This is a genomic window from Candidatus Ozemobacteraceae bacterium (genome assembly GCA_035373905.1).
Taxonomy (GTDB): Bacteria; Muiribacteriota; Ozemobacteria; order Ozemobacterales; family Ozemobacteraceae; genus MWAR01.
The window spans coordinates 66,382-85,223 of sequence record DAOSOK010000005.1 but is presented as its reverse complement, the minus strand read 5'-3'; the positions used below and the strand labels follow the sequence as shown (position 1 = coordinate 85,223).

13 protein-coding genes are annotated in these 18,842 nt (G+C 60.8%); 7 read left to right on the top strand and 6 right to left on the bottom strand.

Annotation, left to right across the window (positions count from 1 at the left end; translation table 11 throughout):
• Window positions 1-7 precede the first annotated feature (7 nt).
• Together PLU72_03610 and PLU72_03605 are read left to right on the top strand one after the other, a co-directional pair.
• Window positions 8-649 carry a tetratricopeptide repeat protein gene (locus PLU72_03610; protein HOT27251.1) on the top strand — a complete coding sequence of 214 codons (642 nt, stop codon included), beginning with the start codon at window positions 8-10 and terminating at the stop codon, window positions 647-649.
• A 32-nt stretch (window positions 650-681) separates the two neighbouring features.
• The gene (locus PLU72_03605; GenBank protein ID HOT27250.1) at window positions 682-2,562 is read left to right on the top strand and encodes a carboxypeptidase regulatory-like domain-containing protein; all 1,881 of its coding nucleotides are present in this window, start codon (window positions 682-684) and stop codon (window positions 2,560-2,562) included.
• A gap of 87 nt (window positions 2,563-2,649) precedes the next feature.
• Here PLU72_03605 and PLU72_03600 read toward each other — a convergent pair whose 3' ends face one another.
• The 3 genes from PLU72_03600 to PLU72_03590 form a co-directional block, all read right to left on the bottom strand.
• Window positions 2,650-3,405, bottom strand: a complete 756-nt coding sequence (locus PLU72_03600) for a hypothetical protein (GenBank protein ID HOT27249.1) — start codon at window positions 3,403-3,405, stop codon at window positions 2,650-2,652.
• A gap of 221 nt (window positions 3,406-3,626) precedes the next feature.
• The gene (gene murJ / locus PLU72_03595; protein HOT27248.1) at window positions 3,627-5,300 is read right to left on the bottom strand and encodes a murein biosynthesis integral membrane protein MurJ; all 1,674 of its coding nucleotides are present in this window, start codon (window positions 5,298-5,300) and stop codon (window positions 3,627-3,629) included.
• Between the two features lie 19 nt (window positions 5,301-5,319).
• Window positions 5,320-6,798, bottom strand: coding sequence for an ion transporter (locus PLU72_03590; protein HOT27247.1), 1,479 nt, complete (start codon window positions 6,796-6,798; stop codon window positions 5,320-5,322).
• Between the two features lie 127 nt (window positions 6,799-6,925).
• Here PLU72_03590 and PLU72_03585 point away from each other — a divergent pair, with 127 nt between their 5' ends.
• From PLU72_03585 to PLU72_03565, 5 genes are all read left to right on the top strand, one after another.
• Window positions 6,926-9,121: a hypothetical protein gene (locus PLU72_03585; protein HOT27246.1), complete on the top strand. Its 2,196-nt coding sequence runs from the start codon at window positions 6,926-6,928 to the stop codon at window positions 9,119-9,121.
• Window positions 9,118-9,630 carry a hypothetical protein gene (locus PLU72_03580; GenBank protein ID HOT27245.1) on the top strand — a complete coding sequence of 171 codons (513 nt, stop codon included), beginning with the start codon at window positions 9,118-9,120 and terminating at the stop codon, window positions 9,628-9,630. Before PLU72_03585 ends, PLU72_03580 begins: the two co-directional genes overlap by 4 nt.
• On the top strand, window positions 9,630-10,154 hold the full coding sequence (locus tag PLU72_03575) for a hypothetical protein (protein ID HOT27244.1): 525 nt from the start codon (window positions 9,630-9,632) through the stop codon (window positions 10,152-10,154). The genes PLU72_03580 and PLU72_03575 overlap by 1 nt, the downstream gene beginning before the upstream one ends.
• A gap of 4 nt (window positions 10,155-10,158) precedes the next feature.
• Entirely contained in the window at window positions 10,159-11,235 is a 1,077-nt protein-coding gene (locus tag PLU72_03570; GenBank protein HOT27243.1) for a tetratricopeptide repeat protein, read from the top strand.
• Between the two features lie 154 nt (window positions 11,236-11,389).
• Window positions 11,390-13,900 (top strand): hypothetical protein, encoded by a 2,511-nt coding sequence (locus PLU72_03565; protein HOT27242.1) that lies wholly within the window; start codon window positions 11,390-11,392, stop codon window positions 13,898-13,900.
• A gap of 207 nt (window positions 13,901-14,107) precedes the next feature.
• Here the strand turns inward: PLU72_03565 and PLU72_03560 are convergent, their stop codons facing one another.
• Genes PLU72_03560 through PLU72_03550 form a run of 3 tightly spaced genes read right to left on the bottom strand, consistent with a single transcriptional unit; the run spans window position 14,108 to window position 18,830 of the window.
• Complete coding sequence (locus tag PLU72_03560; GenBank protein ID HOT27241.1) at window positions 14,108-15,538, bottom strand: tetratricopeptide repeat protein; 1,431 nt, start codon at window positions 15,536-15,538, stop codon at window positions 14,108-14,110.
• On the bottom strand, window positions 15,538-18,369 hold the full coding sequence (locus PLU72_03555) for a molybdopterin-dependent oxidoreductase (protein ID HOT27240.1): 2,832 nt from the start codon (window positions 18,367-18,369) through the stop codon (window positions 15,538-15,540). The genes PLU72_03560 and PLU72_03555 overlap by 1 nt, the downstream gene beginning before the upstream one ends.
• Complete coding sequence (locus PLU72_03550; GenBank protein HOT27239.1) at window positions 18,366-18,830, bottom strand: (2Fe-2S)-binding protein; 465 nt, start codon at window positions 18,828-18,830, stop codon at window positions 18,366-18,368. Before PLU72_03550 ends, PLU72_03555 begins: the two co-directional genes overlap by 4 nt.
• Window positions 18,831-18,842 lie beyond the last annotated feature (12 nt).

Here is an 18,842-nt window from a genome sequence, read left to right as displayed (position 1 = left end):
AGCAACCATGGACAAGCGCATTCTTCTCGCACTCGCGTTGTCTGTTCCGACCCTGCTGGGCCTGACCGGCTGCAGCGGCGGCGTGGGCGGCGAGGGCAGCAATACGTATTCCGACACGGCCGGCACTCCGATCGTCCGGTCCGACACGTTCAACGACAAGGGCTGGACGCTGATCTCGAGCGGCCAGTATGAGAGCGCCATTTCGGCGTTCAACCAGGTGCTGGCCGACAACCCGACCGACGACGAGCGGGCCGAGGCCAACAACGGCCTGGGCTGGGCTCGCGCGAATCTCGGCAGCCTTTCCGACGGCATGCCCTGGTTCGAGAAAGCGATCGCACGCTCGGCCGATGCCAAGGTCGGCCTGGGCGCCGCATACATTCAGAAAGGTTCGAAAGCCGACCTGGAAATGGCCGTCAACCTTCTGTACAAGCAACTCGGCGGGGAAAACCCGCACTTCCATTACGTGCCGCGCCGCGCCACAGGCGTGAGCGATGCCGAGGTGCATGCGCTTCTCGCCTACGCGTTCGCCGCCCTCGGCCAGACCGACAACGCCATCACCCAGATGGAATACGCCAAGGAACTCAATCCCGCATACGAAAACACGACGATCGATCAACTGGGTAAAATGGTCGACTTCCTGCTCCGATAAGAGAAAGAACGCCCCGGAAAAAGGAAGCATCGATGAGCCACGTCCGATCCACAACCGTGTCCCGCCCGGCCGACACCGGCCGCGGGCCCGGTTCCGTCGCGAACGGGAAGCGGATCTTCATCCTCGTCCTGATGCTTCTGGCGGTCGGTTCGATCACCGGCTGCCTCCAGTCGTCGAGCCCGATGATGGGCAACGTCACCGGCAAGGTGTTCGATTCGAACGGCCACGTTCTCAAGGGAGCCACGGTCGAAATCTACGGCGGCAACCACAAGGTCTCGACCGACGAACTCGGCAGATACACGATCACCGGCGTGGAGCCTGGCGAAAAGCGCATCGTGGCGACCTACCAGGGGCGCTCCGTCGTGATCAACGTGAACATCATCCGGGGCGAGACGCTCGAAAACGCTGACCTGACGTTCGCCGTGATCGATGGCATCCCGCCGGTCATCACCGACGTCGCGGTCGGAAGCCTGACCGAGAACGTCGCCGTCATCACCTGGGTCACGAACGAGTCGTCCGACTCACTCGTCGATTACGCCACCGGCCCGATCGGGGTCGGCACGTATACCTTCCAGGCCTCGGACTCGGCCATGGTTCTCGATCACTCGATCCAGCTCTCGGGGCTGCTTCCCGGCGTGACGTATCACTTCCGCGTCAGGTCGCGCGACTTCGCGCTCAACGAAGGCATTTCTTCGGAATACCAGTTCATGACCCCGTCGGGCGACGCCCCGGCCACGCCGGTCGGCTTCACGGTCTCCCCGTCGGTCGAGATGGAGCGCCTCGCCCTCTCGTGGACGGCAAACACCGAAACCGATCTCGCGGGATACAACCTGTATCGCGCGGAGAGCAGCGCCGGCCCGTTCGCCAGGGTCAACGCCAACCCGATTACAACGGCCAGTTATCGCGACGACGGTCTCAAGATCGGCGTCAAATACTATTACTACCTGAAGGCCGTCGATACGGCACGTAACGAGAGCGCGCCCACCCAAACCCTTTCGATGGTTACCACCGGCACGCTCTCGGAAAACCGCACCTGGCTGCGCGCCGAAAGCCCCTACGTCATCACCGGCGATATCCGCGTCCGCGGCGGGGCCCAGCTGACGGTCGAGCCCGGCGTCGAGGTGAAGTTCACCCAGCGCGACTCGCTGCCCGACTCGAACGGTGCGACCATGACCGAGCTGATCGTCCAGGGTGCGTTGTATGCCGTGGGCACCCCCGACGCGAAGATCGTCTTCACGTCGGCCGAGACGTTCCCCTCGAAGGGGAACTGGGGCGGCTTGATGTTCCTCTCGACGAACGACCCGAACAACCAGATGAAGTTCGCGACCGTGATGTTCGCCGACACCGGCATCCGGAGCGAGGGCTCGACCCCCGCGATCGAGAACGCCGAGTTCGGTCTCTGCGTCGTCGGCCTCGACCTGGGCCTCTCGACGGCATTGAATATCAAATACAATATCATTCGCGACTGCAACATCGGCCTCGTCTCGGCCAACTCGAACATCCGCAACAATCTCTTCATCGACGACCAAGTCGCCGCCAGCACGCTCGGCGCGGACGTGTTCGAGTTCAACACGGTCGACTGCCTGGTCGGCCTCGAGATTCCCTTCGGCGAGCCGACGATCAAGAACAACATCTTCGCCTACACCGGAAACGGCCGCGCGCTCTACGGCATCAACCAGACCCAGACGACCGCCACCCCGTCGATTTCGTTCAACGATATTCATAACTATGCATTTCCGACGAACGGCCTGACCGTCGCGACCGGAACCGGCAACATCGAGCTCGATCCGCTGTTCGTCGGCGGCATGCCCTTCGACTACCACCTGCAGACCACCGCCGGAGGCTACGCATCGGATTCCCCCTGTCTCACTTCCGGCGAAAACGGCGCCCAGATGGGCCGCTACGGCGAATGAGTCCTCCCCCGTTCTCCATGACGACAACCGGCGCAGATTGAATCTGCGCCGGTTGTCATTTACAGGGATGGAAACGAGGTTCCGGTATCAGGCCTCGGAAGGTTTGTCGGGGGGTGTTTTGTCGTCGGTCGGCGTCTTGCCGCCGTCACCGTCGTCGTCTTCACCTTCGGGCTCGCCGCCCTCGGGATTTTCGACGAGTTCGCCCTGCTCGAGGGCGCGGATCCACCAGTTGATCAGCTCGCCGTTTTCCTTCAGGAACTGCTTGAAGCTGACTTTCTGGCCATCTTCACACTCTTCGCGATACTGGTCGGTGACGAACTGGGTGAGCGGCTCCATCACGACGGGGTCGAGGAACACGCCGGCGCCGACGAGAAACCGCATCTCGCCGAGGCGGAGAACGCGGGTGTAGAGGATGCTGTCCTTGGTGATGCCCTCCGCCGACCCGGCGGACTCGAACACTTCGAAATCCTCGCCCAGGAAGACGTCGCGCAGGCTGATCGAGCGGCCCGGCGTGATGTCCTTCACCTGGAGGAGCGTGAGGTGCGTCTCTTTCAGGGCTTTGCAGATCTGGGTTTCCTGGAGGCTCAGATCGTCGGAATACCGGCTGAGGAACTCGTCGATGAGCACGTTTCCGGCCGCGTCGGCGTCGTCGAGCAGGAACCACGACATGAAGAGGAACTCTTCGGTCGGGTTGAACTCGTATTCCTCGCCCTCGGCCATGTTGTAGAACACTTCGAGCGCTTCGCCGAGCGCCTCCTGGAATTCGTCTTCGAGGGTGAAGGCCATCAGCTTCGCGAACAGGTCGCCGAACATGTTTTTCAGGGCGTCGATCTGGGGTTCCATGAATGCCTTTCCTTTTGCGATGTCACATCCTACCCCGCCCCGCCCGCGAAATCAAGCCGGCAGACGGGGGAACCGCATCGTTTTCTGACAACCACGCATCCAAGAGACATAAAAGCCCGGGCAAGAACGATCCGCAGATGGCGCAGATTATTTTATTTCTTACATAATACTATGTGTGCCGTCAGCGTCATCTGCGGATTTCCGTTGTCCGGAACAGGGCTTCAGGACATTGACTGTCGGCGCCTGAGACGTCGCAGGATCATGGCGAATCCTTCGTCCGCCTCGTGGTGGCGGAGGAGTTTGGCCGTTGCAACGAGGACGATGCCGCCCGCAAATCCCGCCGCCGCGAGCGACAGAAGGCCCGCCGGAACGGCCGGGATTCGCGGCAACCCGCCGACTCCCGCCCGAAGCGCCTCGAACACCGGGGTTTCCACCCACCACATCGCCCCGGCCATCGCCGCGCCGGCCAGAAGCGTGCGCGCGAGCGATCCGGCCACGCCGTATCGCCCGAAACCGCCCATCCGACCGCTCAGCACGGTATAGAGGATCAGCGCGTTGACACCCGAACCGACGGAGGTGCCCAGCGCGAGGCCCCAGTAGCCGCACGGCCCGATCAGAGCCAGGTTGGCGCCGATGCAGGCGGCGACGGAGGCGAAGCTCGCCTTCACGGGCACGGAGGTGTCTCCGAGCGCGTAAAAGGCGGGGCCGAGAACCTTGATGAGAGAGAAAAACACCAGGCCGGCCGCATACGCCTGGAGGGCGGTCGCCGTTGCTGCCGTATCGGCGCAGGTAAAACGCCCGTGCTCGAACAGAAGTCGGATGACGGGCACGGAAAGCGCCGCCAGTCCCATGGCCGCCACGATATTGATGAAACTCGTCAGTTTGATCGAACCCGCGAGCGTGCCGGCCATCGCCTCGCGGTCGTTTGCGGCCGCCTGACGGGAGATGATCGGCAGGGTCGCCTGCGCGATCGCAACCCCGAATATGCCAAGCGGAAGTTGCATCAGCCGGAACGCATAGTTGAGCCAGGATACGGCCCCGTCGCCTTGCGATGTCGCGAGTATCGTGCTGATCGCCACGTTCACCTGCGTCGCCGCGAGGCCGATGGTGCCGGGCAGCATCAGCGCGACGATCCGTTTCATCCCGGTATCTCCCGGCTGATACACCCACTCGAAGCGAAACCCGGTCCGACGCAACGCCGGCCACTGCGCAGCCAGCTGCAGGAAACCGCCGATCATCGCACCGACGGCCATGCCCTCGATGGGACGTCGGCCGAGGGTTTCAAAAAACGGGCAGAGAGTGAACCCGGCCACGATCATCGCGAGATTCAGGAACACCGGAGCGACGGCCGGAACGAAAAACTCCCCGAGCGAGTTGAGAACGCCCATCACCAAAGCGGCCAGCGAGATGACCAGCAGGAAGGGAAACATGATCCGCGTCATGTTCACCGTCACCGCGAACTTCGCCGAATCCGACGCGAACTCGGGCGCCATGATCTTCACCAGCATGGGCGAGACGGCGATTCCCAGGGCCGTGATCGCTCCCACGACGAGAACGAGCATCGTCAGGGTGATGCTCGTCAGCCGGAACGCCCGTTCCCGCCCCTCCTTCTCGAGGACAGCGTTGAACGTCGGCACGAACGCCGCGCTCATCGCGCCTTCGGCGAACAGGTCACGAAGCAGGTTGGGGATCCGGAACGCGACGTTGAACGCGTCGGTCCAGGCGCCGGCACCGAAGAAATACGCGAAACTCTGCTCCCGCACCAGGCCGGCGATACGACTGAAGAACGTCGCCACGCCCATGACCGCCGCCGAGCGCATGATGCCGCCGCCGACAGCGTTGCCGGTTTTTGCGGAGAGAGGCGCAACCTCGCCGGATGGAATCCGTTCAGTCACAGGAACGCAGGCCGCCCGATCATGCGATTGGAAGGATCAGGAGCAACTGATCGTCTTTCTCGAGTTTCCGCCCCCGCGGATTTACGATCAACGGTTCATCTTCGGGCTTGACGGCAACAAGAATGGCATCCCGGTCTTTTCTGAGGGTTCCCAAGGCCTCCTCGACATCGGCGCCGACGAGTTTTTCAGGAACCGGCATGAACGTGAGCCCGTTTCCGCTCTGGTTCGTCAGCAGATCCCTGAAGAAACCGAGAAGTCCCTGCTGCATCGCCACTCGCGCGAGGAGACGGCCAGAGACGTCGCCCTGGATGACGACGTCCTCGACGCCGGCAGTGGTGAGATGATCTGCATACTCTGCATTATATAATTCAGCGGACGTGTGAATGCCGGGATTCAGACGTTCGATCGTGAGACCGCAGAGGATCGTGCGGGCATCGATGTCCTGCGTCGACCGGTTTTCCCCGTGTTCGGAGAGGATAATCGCCGTTCTGGCGCGCTTGATGCCGGCGCGAAGCAGAGTGTCCATCTGGGTGAAATCCTCTTTCATGATCGTGAGACGATCCGTACGCACGCGTTTGCTTCGAAGCTCGTTGATGTCGGCAAGTTGGGACACAATCAGGATATCCGTTTCGGCGAGTTTCGGCTCGGACGAAAACTCCGCGACCAGAATCGCAATCTTCGCGCTGAATCCGCAGATGATGATATGTCCGTTCAGGTCTTCGGGATTGGCGGTCCGCTGCATCGCATTCTCCTTGAGCTTCTGGATCATCAGGGCCGAAAAGGTACCGGTAAGCATCGCGAAGGTTCCCATGCCGAACAGCAGCATGATCGCGAATACGATCTTGCCGCCGAGCGAAGCGGGGTAACTCGCGTATTCCCCGGACAAAAGCGTGAACAGGGACTTCCATAACGCATCGCCCGGCGTCTTCAGTTCGGCGTCGAGCCCCACCTCATACTGCGAAAAACCGACGCCTCCGAAAATGACCGCAAAAAACATGAACGAGAGAATGACCGCGTATTCCAGCGTCCGCCCCTCCAGAATCGCCCCGAAAACGGCGAGCCGCCGCTGCAGAACCGTGGCGAGGGAAAAAACCCTCACGATACGGACGAGTTGAAACACGCGCCCGAGGCGGAACACGCGCAGGAGGGGAAGCACGGCAAGCACATCGATCCAGTGGCGCCTGAAAAAATGCCCGGTGGTCTGGCTGACAAGCCATCTCATCAGAAGTTCGACGACGAAAATCATCGTGATGACGTCATTGACGATCTCGATGTCGAAGTTGGCTTCCGGCGTGAGCCCTCCGAACGTCTCGACAAGGATGAGGACGACGGACAGGAGGATCAGGCCGACAATGATCGCCACAAATACCGGATGATCGACGATCGCCCGAATTTTCGGATGTTTGCGCCGCTCCGGATGCAGTTTCGCCTGTCGGGTCGGACAGTCGCCGCACGGAGGCGCAAAGCCGTTGGCTGGAGGCACGGGCGCTGAATTCATGCGCGTATTCTAGAGCAGGCGATACGCACTGGCAAGTGAGAAGGTTTCGTCCGGTCTCGGAAGCCGAATACGCCCGTCCCGTCGAGATTCGTGGACGAGAACGGGGCCAAGGGGGTATACTTTCGCCATGGCTTTCAGGCTCGGAACGCATCGCGGTACGGTCACGGTCATTCTTCTGGGGTTGATCAGCGTGATCGTCGTTTTCGCCTTCTCGCTTTCCCGGCGTCTGTCGAGCCACACGCAACTGCTCACGATCGGCGACCACACCCAGATCGCGCGATACTATCTCGAGTCATATACCGGAGACGTCATACGGCAGATCGGGCGACAGGCCAACGACCCAACATCCGATATTTACAACCTTTTTAGACAGGCCGGAACCGGCGAGTTCACGATCCCGTCGGACGCGTTTCAGCCCAACTCGCTCCTGGCAGGTCTGAAGAAGGAACTCGGCATCGAGCACGTCGGGGCGCCCAAAATCAACGTCCGCGGCCAGAAGGCCCTTCCCTACCCCGAAATCGTCCAACTCCCGGAAAAGTTGCGCGGACTCGAAAAACGCGGGTATTTGTCGATCTCCTGCTCGATCAAATTCAATAAACGCCCATATACCATGGCGGTACGGTCGCCGTTTCTCGTCGCCATGCGCATGACCCCCGTGTTGCGCGAGTTCGTCCTGTTCTGCGACCGCCTCCATCTCGAGCAGCCGCGTCCGTTCGGCAGCCAGGACCGCATCAACCTGACGTTCACGAAGGGGAGCGAGCATCCGAAGGATGTTCCGGCCAACTATTCCGCGTACAAGGGCCAGCCGTGGGTGCTGTGGCCCACGCCGAACGTCGAGGGAAACAAGGACAAATGCGGCCGCGTCTTTCTGGGAGCCGACGACAAGCCGATCTATCTCAACCTCGCCGGAGAGAAAAATTTTCAGGGCTATATGAGCGACCTGTGGCAGGTGTTCCCGGAATGGATAAAAGTGAACAGGAAAGGCGACAAGTTCCAACTTCAGCCCATCTTCCTCGATAACTCGGGAAAGCCCATCAGCCTGCGCGGCATCGACGTTCCGCTCAAGCTCCGGAACCACATGGCCAAGATCGGCATTCTCGGGTTCTGCCACGAAATCGCCGACGACGCCGAGGACGGAATCTTCTCCAATTCGTTCCGCACGCTGCGCGACGTCATGGGCCCCGATCCCGCTTTCCAGGCCCTGATCAATGACAATCCGCAGGCGCTCGCCCTTGCGTCGTCGCTGAAACTGTTCGGAAAGAACGGCGAGTCGGAAACCGCCGACGGGGTTTATTACGGCCCGGCTCGCGAGGTGTTCGGGCGGGTCTTCGGACGGTTTCTGATGATCACGTTTTTCGAGTATCCGTCGGCGCAGGGAGGCGGCCAGTCGCTTCCGTACAACGCAAACTGGAATTATCAGCCGCCCCCCTTCGCGACGTTCAACAACGTCAGCCAGGTCCAGTTCACCCCTGCGGAACCCGGACAGCAGTACGGCGACTTCATGTCGCGCGTCGTCTCGGGCGGGCTCGACGCCGGCGGCCCGGCCCTTGACACCTACCTGTGCGTCAACCCCGAGAGCAAGAAAACCCGCCGCCCGTTCGGATACAACGAATTCGCCCCCGCCGACGGCCTGCGCCTGAAAGGTCGTTTCGACGCGTTCGGGCCGGCCTGGTTCGCGATCGACCCGAAGAAACGTCCTGGTGATCCCTCTCTTTCGACGGTCCAGTCGCGTATCATGCGGACCTTCGCGAACCAGGCGGCGTTCACGAAGGCCGTGGGTGACGGGGTGACGAAGTTTCACGTCGACGGCGTCGTCTACGTGAAAGGCAGTCTCACCCTGAAAGACATCACGACGACCGACATTCGCGGAGGCGTGGTCCTCGTCGAGCAGGACATCACGCTCGGCAATGTCACCAGGGGCATCAGGTTCGACCAGGACAACAACGCCATGATGACCGCCCTGATCGAGAAGATCGGCAAGCTGAAGCAGGAGGAACTCCTGACGTTCGTGAGCCTGTCGGGCCGCCCCATCAGGCTCGCGGGCGACAAACAGGTCGGCGTTCACCTGATCTCGATGAACGAGAAGGTTGGCGTCCCGTGCGACCAGGTCACCTGGGAAGCCGTGAAGCGGCCCGTTTTCTGCGGCGGCATCGCCGTCAACACGCCCAATCTCAGCCAGCGGGTGCGGGAATTCGGCAGAGCCGGAGAGGATCCGATCTTTTTTTACGTCCCAGCGATGGCCGATCCCACGCCTGCCGTCGCGGTCGGCGTCAAATCATATATGGAGGGCTATAGACTTTCCGCCGACGAGGTGAAGGAGTGAGCGACACGACCTTCCGGGGCCGGATTTCCGGCGGCATGAGCATGATCGAGATCCTCGTCGGCCTCGTCATTTTTTCACTGGCCATGGTCCCCCTGCTCAGCTTCGGCTTCACCACCACCCGCGGAACCCACTCCGTCGGCAAGCACATGATGGCCGGCCAGCTCGCAGCCAGCCTGATGGACCGGCTGCTCGCGAAGCCGTACGACGAGTCCCTGGCCAACGCGAAAGCCCTCGCGTCGAAAGGCTGGTCCGACGCCCTTTCGGATTCGCTCCTGGTCTCGATTCTCGATCACGCCTCCCTCGCGGCGAAGAAATCCGAGATCGAGAAGGACCTGCGAAAGTCGTTCAGGTTCTTCAAAACCCGCGTCACCGTAAAAAACGCGAGCGGCGAGGAAGCCGACCGGATGTTCCTTCTCACCGTCGAGGTCAGCTGGCGCATCGACGACGGAAGCGAATCGTCCCGCCAATCGATCGATCTGAAGGCCATCAAATACCGGGAGGAGGAGTGATGCGGACGCACCTGCAACGGCACGGCATGTCCGTCATCGAAACCCTGATCGTGGCGACGCTCGCCAGCCTCGTCCTTCTCGCCGGCACCCTCATCATGAGCCGCACCACGCGCTCGTTCAAGAAGGGAACCGACATGCTCAACACGCAGGTGCTCATGGATACGATCGTCGAGCGCCTCCGCACCGACGTGCGATCGCTCAAAACCCTGACGTCGGTGACCGATACGGCATTTTCGTTCGTCGCGCTCGACGGCAGCGCCGAAAAGGTGATTTCCTACGAATTCGATGCCTCGTCGAAAACGCTGACGCGGTCGGAGGGCGGGAAAAAATCGGATTTTCACGGAGCCAGACAGGTCGAGTCGTTCCTGTTCCAGCCGCTTCCCTCCAGCGGCGATTTCCAGTATCTCAACGTCGCGATGCAGCTCAGATCCGACGCGGTCGGCGAAGGAGCCGGCTCGCAGCTCTCGATCGTCTGCCAGTTCCATTCCAAGTGTCTCGAACCATCATTTTCCTTCGGGAGGTAGCCTGATGCGCGCTTTCACATGCCTGTTGCTGGCCTTTGTCCTGTGCTTCGCCGGCGGGTTCCCCGTCACCGCGGCCGATCCGACCGACGCACTCAAGGAGTGCCGGGCTCTCGAGCGGGCCGGCAAATTCGAAGACGCTCTCGAGAAATATCTCGTGCTTCTCAAAGCCGCTCCGTCAGAGGAACTGTATCGTGACACCGGTTCGCTTCTGGGAAAACTCCAGCGATACGCCGAAGCCGAAAAACTGCTGAAGGAAGCCACGCAAGCCTTTCCGCGCAGCACCGCCCTGCTGAACCTGGAAGCGCTGATCGCTCTCCGGCAGGGGCGAGGGGACGACGCCCGCAGGATCTGGAAGACCGTTCTCGAGATCGACGCCGGCAACTCGTTCGCCCGGCGGGAACTCGACAAACTCGAACACCGCGGCACGGCGTCTCCGGCGAAAACGCCCGCTCCGGCCACCGCGCAGATCGAAACGCCCCCCGCTCCGGCCACCCCGCAGATCGAAACGGCCCCTGTTCCGGCTCTCGAAAGGCCGGTCATGGGAAAGGAAGGAACGCCCCTTTCCCCCGAAGAACAAAAAAAACTGGCGGAAAAGCTGTATGAAGAAATGCTCGGTCTCGACAAATGGGAAACAGCCAGATTCGAGGAACTGCACAGGCAGGTCATCGAGAAGTGCCCGGCGACGGATCATGCGGTGGAATCCTGCTGGCGTCTGTCGAACCTGTATCTGATGGCCGACGATCAACCGCGATACGAGGACGTCATCCAGGTTCTCGAACATCTCGTCACGAAGTATCCGAATTCCCGGATCGTTCCCGATGCGAAAAACCGGCTTCTGCTCGCTTACAAGAACGGCGGGCATCCGGATAAAGTAGTCACTATGTATCAAGAACTTTTCAAAATCAACTCAAACCCCGACGACCGCACGTTCATGCTCTGGGGACTCGAGTATGCCGATGCGCTCTTCGCCGTCGGAAAGGCCGAGGAGGCACGCGCCCTGTATCAGCAGGTGATCGAAAAAGACGGCGGGAAGGACCAGCTTGAAGCCAGGGTCGCCCGCGAACGTCTCGGACAGAAATGAGAAGAACGACGGGAGTCCCCCACACCACAATTGGTATAATCAGAAAACAGGCTTGTTTCACTCTGTACAAATTTGTTGCGCGGCAAAACTTTCGCCGCCATCGTGCGTAGCAAATAAGAACCGATGAAATACGGTTGTTTCAAGGAGATATGACATGCTGAGAATTCCTCGCCGGGCACGCCCATGGATCCTGCTTTTTGCGTTCTGGCTGATGATCGAACCGATGATCGTGCCGATTCTCCAGGCCGAAGAACTGCCGTCGCCCACGGTGAACTCCGAACAGGTGAACGGCATCGCGAACATCGAAGACGTCATGAGCCCCGACGAATACCTCCAGTACATGCTGGAACTGCGCGGTTCCACCAAGGAGGAGTGCGAGGCCAAGGCGTGGAGCGACTGGCTGAGCACGATTTCAGGCGTGTATATGATGATGGATGCCGGCCAACAGGACGTTTTCAGCTTCTACTCGACGATAAAGGCCATCTCCGGCCTGCCGAACACGGCGAAGGACCTGGCGGGAAATATCAAGGGCCTCACCAAGAAAGCCACGCTGGCCGTCAGCTTTTTCGGCAAAATCAACCCCTCGATCCGCGGCGCCAACATGTTCAACGGTTTCCTCGCCTGGACGAACAAGCTCGACCGGGCAATGGGCAAGAACAAGGCATTCACGTTCCTCGAGTTCATGGCGCCTCCCCCGTGCTGGAACAACCCGAAGGTCGCCGGTGAAGGCTTCAAATCCTATCTTCGCTGGGTGAAAAAAACCACGGGCCATAACGCAGGCCCCGGCCGCACGATTTCCAACGTGAAGGGCGCCGCGAGGACCTGCGGTATCGGCCTTGCCGTGCTGGGCTTGGCCCTCTCGACCTGGCAGCTCATCAAATCGGAAGATCGCCAGGGCGGGCGCTACGGATCGTATTCGATGGTGAAAAACTACGTCGATATCGCCTTCGGCGCGGCAGCCCTCGTCTGCATGTTCTGCATCCCCGTCGTCGGCCAGGTCGTCGCGGTTCTCACGCTCGCCTGGATGATTCTGACAACCGTCGGCGATATCATCGGCGAGCACAACAAGAAATGGAAAGAAGCCTACAGGGCTTCCCACTGGTTCCTGATGCAGAACGACAAGGAATACGAATCGTTCTACAATAACCGGTCGAGCCTGAAGCAGGAAGAAAAGTCCGCATCCCTGATCCTGGCCGAGCGCGACTATGGCCAGTATATCGCCGAGCAGCAGCCGTCGACCGATGAGGACAAGAAGCAGTACGAAGCCGGAAAGGCCGTCTACACCGAGCTCGAGAAGCAGGGCGTCCTGATGACCTATTACAACCAGACCGGCTTCACCCTGCCCGACTTCGACATGGCCCGCCTCATGGAGCTTTGGCACAAGAAGGCGGACTACATGTCGTGGAAACCCAACGAAAAGGAAAGCGACGAGGCGCAGAAGCGAGGCTTCTTCGGCACCATCGGCCACGTCATCAATCCGATGACCTATATTTCGTGGGTCGGCAACAAGATCGATTCGCACGGCTACGAGAAGGAAATCAAGAACGCCGACATCAAACGCGTCTTCTTCAATCCCGACTACGTGCTCGTAAAGAAGTACAAGAATTATCTCATGGCGAAGAATCTCAAGGAGGGCATCTACGATGCGGTCGGTCTGCGCATCGAGCAGTCGCCCTTCAACTATATCTACCTCCTGGGCATCGATACAGGCGCCTACAGCGAAGAACTTCTCAAACAGTCACTCGAGGCCGACGCCTTCATCATCGGCTCCAAGGAGATGATGTTCTTCGCCAAGCAGGCGGAGATCGCCCGCGAAAGCATGAAAAAGGTCATGAAGGAGAACGACAAAATCATCGAAGGCCTGGTCAAGAGCCTGGAGAGCACGCAGCAGATCCGCCGGGCTCTCTCGGGCCTGCTCGAAGCCTACAAATACGATCCCGACGTGGTCAACAACGATCTGTATAAGAAATGCCACGATGCGTTCGGCTGGCAGATATCCGACAAGAAACTCAAGACCCCGAAGGCGATGATCGATCGTTACAAGGCGCAACTCGAGGAAATTCTCGCGTATGTACCGGTCAGCACCTCGCAGAAGGCCGCCGAGATCGTTCTGATCATGCAGACGATCAAGCACAACCTTGACACCGCAAAACTGATGAACGATCTGTGGTCCGAAAAAGACTCGCTTCTGAACGTCGATTTCGATAAAGATTTCACCAACGACGCCATTCGCAGATACCTGAAGGAAGGCACGTTCCTCGACGTGAAAGGCTCTTCGGGCTTCCTCGGCGCCGACTGGCTGAGCGGCATCTATCCGGCATACGAGGAGCATCGCAAGTTCAACAAGCTCTACCTGAACGAGGCGAAGGAGTTCTCCTCCCTCGCAAACCGTTCCAACTCCGACACACGCGACGGCTTCCTGGGGATCGACTACCACGTCAAACCGCCGGCGGAGCTGCTGCAGGAATACAATCAGGAGATCTCCAGCCTGAAGGAGATCCTCGAGGGCTGGAACGAGGTCAAAGACCAGATGGACATCAAGGTTGCCTACGGCGAGAACCCCGAACTGTACCAGGGCGTTTTCAAAGAAGGCGGCTTCCAGCCCGTCTGCGATACCGAGGCGATGGATCTTGACAGCCCGGTTCTGATGCCGATGAATCAGTAGCCACGCCCCAAACGGGAAAGCCGGCCGGAGGCGCGTGCCTTCGGCCGGCTTATTTTATTGAGTCCTGCATATCAAAAACCAACTTCGTGTTTCCGTTCGTGCTGAGCTTGTCGAAGCACGAACAGCCACTTGCCGATGATTCCTCATTTCGCCCTTCGACAGGCTCAGGGCGAATGGGTGGCTTTCATTCTGCAGGGATCGATCGTATTATCGCTCTTTTTTCAGATCGTCCATGGCCGTTTCGGCAGCGGCCTGCACGCCGGGATCCGGATCGAGGAGCAGTTCTTCGAGAACCGGTGAGACGGTTTCGGCGATCTTCTTCATCCGGCTCAGGGCCCGGATGAGACGGATACGCCGATCGGGATCGGGATCGGGCAGGCGCTCGACGACCACGGGAAATGCCTGTTCGGCATACAGCGCCATCTCTTCGCAAGCCTTGTCGGCCATCGCCGGATCCTCGTCGAACAGCCTGTCCGCCATCGCCTGGAGGAGCGAGTCAGAAAGCGGGGCGGCTTCGGTCGCCGGTGCGCCGGCGGCAGCCTGCGCCGTTTCCGGAGATGTCGCAGCCTGCACCCGCGCAGGAGCGGAAGCCGCCTGCCGGGAAGGAGTCGCACCATCGGTGTCGCCGGCGGAAGCGGATGCCGGTGGCCGGGACGCTGCCGCGGCCGATGCTTTCGTTGCCAAGGGCAGCGTAGATGAGACGGGGCGAGGCTCGATGCCCTCATACGGATTTTCGCGAACTGTCGTAACCACAGGTTTCGGGGCCGGCGGAACCGCGGCTTTCGGCTTGTCTGATCCAGAAGGCGTTCCCGGAACGGCGTAGGGATCGTCCGCAGGAGCGGCGATCCGTTCAGGCGATTGTTTCTGGGTCACGACGGGCTTCAGGCGGGCCTGCCGCATTGATTCGGCAAACTGTCGGGCGCGGTCCGTATCCGCCCCGAGGAGGCCGTTGTATGCGGCTTGCGCCTCTTTTGCCCGCTTCGTCTCGAGCGCCAGCGTTCCCATGGCGGCCCAGGCGTCTCCGAACTGCGGGTCAAGACGAACGGCTTCGCGGTATGCCTTGAACGCGTCTTCATACCGCTGTTTTACAGCGTGAATATCTCCGGCTATTTTATGCGGCAGCGGGTCGTCTGGATCCAGCGTCGTCGCTTTCACGAGGTCACCGGACGCCAGGTCGAGATTGCCGAGCCGGACGTTCAGTTCGGCGGCCCGGCACCAGGCCGCGGCGAGCGCGGCCGGTTCGTATCCGAGTTGTTCGGCTAAGGGCAGTCCCGCTTCCAGCATCGCCGAGGCGCTTTCCGGAATATTTATATCGCTATAGATATCGGCCAGTTCGAGATACGCTTCAGGGAGGGCTGGGTCGATCTGCAGAGCCTGTTTGTAGGTCTCGATCGCCTGTTCGTTCTTCCCTTTCTCGCGCAGGACGCGGGCCTTCTGAAGCATTTTCGACGCGACGGCCGAGATTTTCTGCGCGGAGGGCGCGCCGGCGGACGTTTTTCCCTTTTTCTTTTTGCCCCAGGCCTCGGCGGGCAAGGGCGCGATGACGGAGGAAAGGCCGCAGACGAGAACCAGCGCCACCCCCAGGCGGGGGCGGCGCCGGTTCCCGCTCTGAGCGATCGAGCGGTTGCCGCAGGCCATCACGCGTGCGTTCCCGCGGCTTTTTCCCTGAGCGCCCGGAGCACCTTCTCGGGCGTAAAGGGGGACCGGGTCAGGCGGATGCCGACGGCGTCCCTGATGGCGTTGGCGATCGCCGGCAGCGGGCCGTTGATGCAGATCTCGCTGACGCTTTTGGCGCCGTACGGGCCGGTGGGTTCGTAGGTGGGTACCAGGAAGGTCTTGAGCTCGGGCAGGTCGGCCGTGCTGAAGATCTTGTAGTTCTTGAAGGTCGGGTTGAGCAGGCGGCCCTTCCCGTCGAAGACGAACTCTTCTGTAAGGGCGAAGCTGATCCCGTTGAGCGTGCCGCCCTGGGTCTGGCCGTCGGCGAGCTGCGGGTTGATCGCGGTGCCGCAGTCGACCGCCGCGACGTATTTGAGCACCTTCACCTCGCCGGTCTCGATGTCGACCTCGACTTCGGCGAAATGCGCCGAGAACGGGGGCGGCGAGGCGTGGGTCACGTGACTGCCGATGGCCGCGATCTGGAACTGGTTGTATTCGTACATCGCGAACCGGCAGATCTGGCCGAAACTGAGCTTGCCCTTCGGATTTTTGCCCCAGGCGAACTTGTCCTCGATCGTGATGCTCTCGACCGGCTCGTTCAGCATCGCGGCAGCGACGGCCTTGATCTGGTCGCGCACCTGCTCGGCCGCGCGGATGACGGCGCCGCCCGAGAGATAGGTGGTCGAGCTTGCATACGCACCGGTATCGAACGGCGTGAAGTCGGTGTCGGAACTATAGACAACGATATCGTCATGGTCGCAGCCGAGCGTTTCGGCGGCGATCTGGGCGAGAATCGTGTCGGAGCCGGTTCCAAGATCGGTCGCACCGACCATCATGTTGAACGAACCGTCGTCGTTCATCTTGATGAACGCGGCACCCATATCGATCTCGGGAATCGAACTTCCCTGCATCAGGATGCACATGCCGACGCCGCGCCGTTTCGGGCCGTAGCCGGGCCTGCCCTGTTTTTCCTTCCAGCCGATCTCTCGCGCGCCGATCTCGATGCACTTCGGCAGACCACAGGAGCCGATCTTCATATCGACGCCTTCGCGGCCTTCGCCGAGCGCCTTGAAGACGGGGGAGGTCTCGCCTTCCTTGATATGGTTCATCTTGCGGAACTCGAGAGGATTCATCCCGATCGCGGCGGCCATCTCGTCCATCTGGGACTCCATCGCGAACGCGGCCTGGGTCGCCCCGTAGCCGCGATACGCGCCGCAGACGGGTAGGTTGGTGTAGACGGTGTCGCCGATGAACTCGACGCAGTTCGTCTTGTACAGCGGCAGAACCTTCGAGCCGCAGTTCGACATGACCGTGAGCGCGTGGCTGCCGTAGGCGCCGGTGTTGCTCAGGATCTTCATCGAGATGCCAGTGATCGTGCCGTTCTTCTTCACGCCGCTCTTGATCGTGACGACCATGGGGTGGCGCGTGCGGGCCGAGACGAACTCCTCCTCGCGGGTCAGTTCCCATTTCGCGGGCCGGCGGGTCTTGAGGGTGACGAAGCCGCAGACGTCCTCGAGGAGCACTTCCTGTTTCGAGCCGAAACCGCCGCCGATGCGGGGCTTGATCACGCGGACCTTTTTGAGCGGAATGCCGAGGGCCTGCGCCGTGATGCGGCGGGAGTGGAACGGCACCTGGGTCGAAACGTAGATCGTCAGGCGGTCGTTCTCGTCGAGGTGGCTGAGGCAGACGTGCGGCTCGATCGCGCAGTGATGTGCATAGTGCGTGTAATATTTTCGTTCGAGCACGACGTCGGCATCTTTGAACGCCTTCTGGATATCGCCGAACCTGGCATCGACATGAGCGCAGTGATTGCGTTTCGCGTCGTAGAACGCCGGGATCGGCATCTTTGCCTCAGGCTCGTCGTGAATGACGGGAGCGTCTTTCTCCATCGCCTTCTCGGGATCGAACACCGCGGGAAGCACCTCATACTCGACCTTGATCAGCTTGCAGGCCTCGAGCGCCGCCTCGACAGTCTCGGCCGCCACGATCGCGACACGGTCGCCGACGAACCGGACCTTGTTGTCGAGGATGAACGTATCGTAGGGCGACGGCTCGGGATATCCCTGGCCTGCCGTCGTATGAGCGATGCGTGGAACGTCTTTCCACGTATAGACGGCAACGACGCCGGGGACCTTTTGCGCCTCGGACGTGTCGATGTTTTTGATGCGGGCATGCGCGTGCGGGCTTGTCAGCACCTTGATCCTGAGGGCGTCCGGCATGTCATAGTCACCGGTATATTTTCTGGTGCCGCACACGAGGCCATAGCCGTCGATCTTCTCGCGACTGTGGTTGACGACGTTGAACGCGTCAGGCCGGTCGAACGCGAAGACAGGTTCGGGAATCGGAGACGCCTTCCTGGAGATGATCTTCGGAGAGATGATCTTCGGATCGGCAACGGACTTCGAGGGCTTCCCGGTCTTCGAGGGTTTCGCGGCAGGCTTTCCGGCCTTTTCGACCTTCGCGGGTTTCGCGACGGACTTCACGGGCTTGATCGACCTGACAGTCTTCGCCGGTTTTTTCGTTTCGGCCGGTTTGACGACGGATTTTTCCATCTTGGCCGGTTTCACGGATTTCGCCGGCACAACCTTGATCGGCTTCACAGCAGATTTCACGGGTTTCACGGCGCCGACTTTTTTCGGTGTGGCAACCGGCTTGCCCGGTTTTCGTGCCGGCTTCACAGCCTTCACGACAGGTTTTGCCGGTTTGAGCGGCTTGACCGCCGATTTCACCGTCTTGACCGCCGGTTTCACGGCGGATTCTGCAGGCTTGGCGTTCTTCACGGGCTTCACGGCAGATTTCACGACCTTCTTCATGCCTTTTTCCCTCCCGAAGCGACGTCCATCACGGCTTCGATGCGCTTGACGTAGCCGGTGCAGCGGCAGAGGTTCCCGTCGAGGGCTTCCCGCACCTCGGCTTCGGTCGGGTGCGGGTTCCGGTCGAGCAGGGCCTTCGCGGCGATCAGCGAGCCGGGGTTGCAGTATCCGCACTGGGTCGCGCCGTGTTTCACGAACGCGGTCTGCAGCGGGTGCGGATGTTCGGGGGTCCCCAGCCCTTCGGCAGTGGTGATGGTTGCGCCTTCGCATTGTGCCGCAAACAACAGGCAGGAGTTCTTCGGGCGACCGTCGATGAGCACGGCGCAGGCACCGCACGAGCCTTCCCCGCAGCCTTTTTTGACGCTCTTGTATCCGTTTGCGCGCAGCAGATCGAGCAGCAGCGTGCGAGGATCGATCTCGAACGTGCGCTTCTTTCCGTTGATCGTCATCGTGACGTTCATATGCTTCTCCCC

Excerpts from the sequence above, each read along its gene's own strand:
- PLU72_03610 (HOT27251.1), top strand. The coding sequence starts at position 8 with ATGGACAAGCGCATTCTTCTCGCACTCGCGTTGTCTGTTCCGACCCTG.
- PLU72_03605 (HOT27250.1), top strand. The coding sequence starts at position 682 with ATGAGCCACGTCCGATCCACAACCGTGTCCCGCCCGGCCGACACCGGC.
- PLU72_03600 (HOT27249.1), bottom strand. The coding sequence starts at position 3,405 with ATGGAACCCCAGATCGACGCCCTGAAAAACATGTTCGGCGACCTGTTC.
- PLU72_03590 (HOT27247.1), bottom strand. The coding sequence starts at position 6,798 with ATGAATTCAGCGCCCGTGCCTCCAGCCAACGGCTTTGCGCCTCCGTGC.
- PLU72_03585 (HOT27246.1), top strand. The coding sequence starts at position 6,926 with ATGGCTTTCAGGCTCGGAACGCATCGCGGTACGGTCACGGTCATTCTT.
- PLU72_03575 (HOT27244.1), top strand. The coding sequence starts at position 9,630 with ATGCGGACGCACCTGCAACGGCACGGCATGTCCGTCATCGAAACCCTG.
- PLU72_03570 (HOT27243.1), top strand. The coding sequence starts at position 10,159 with ATGCGCGCTTTCACATGCCTGTTGCTGGCCTTTGTCCTGTGCTTCGCC.
- PLU72_03565 (HOT27242.1), top strand. The coding sequence starts at position 11,390 with ATGCTGAGAATTCCTCGCCGGGCACGCCCATGGATCCTGCTTTTTGCG.
- PLU72_03560 (HOT27241.1), bottom strand. The coding sequence starts at position 15,538 with ATGGCCTGCGGCAACCGCTCGATCGCTCAGAGCGGGAACCGGCGCCGC.
- PLU72_03555 (HOT27240.1), bottom strand. The coding sequence starts at position 18,369 with ATGAAGAAGGTCGTGAAATCTGCCGTGAAGCCCGTGAAGAACGCCAAG.
- PLU72_03550 (HOT27239.1), bottom strand. The coding sequence starts at position 18,830 with ATGAACGTCACGATGACGATCAACGGAAAGAAGCGCACGTTCGAGATC.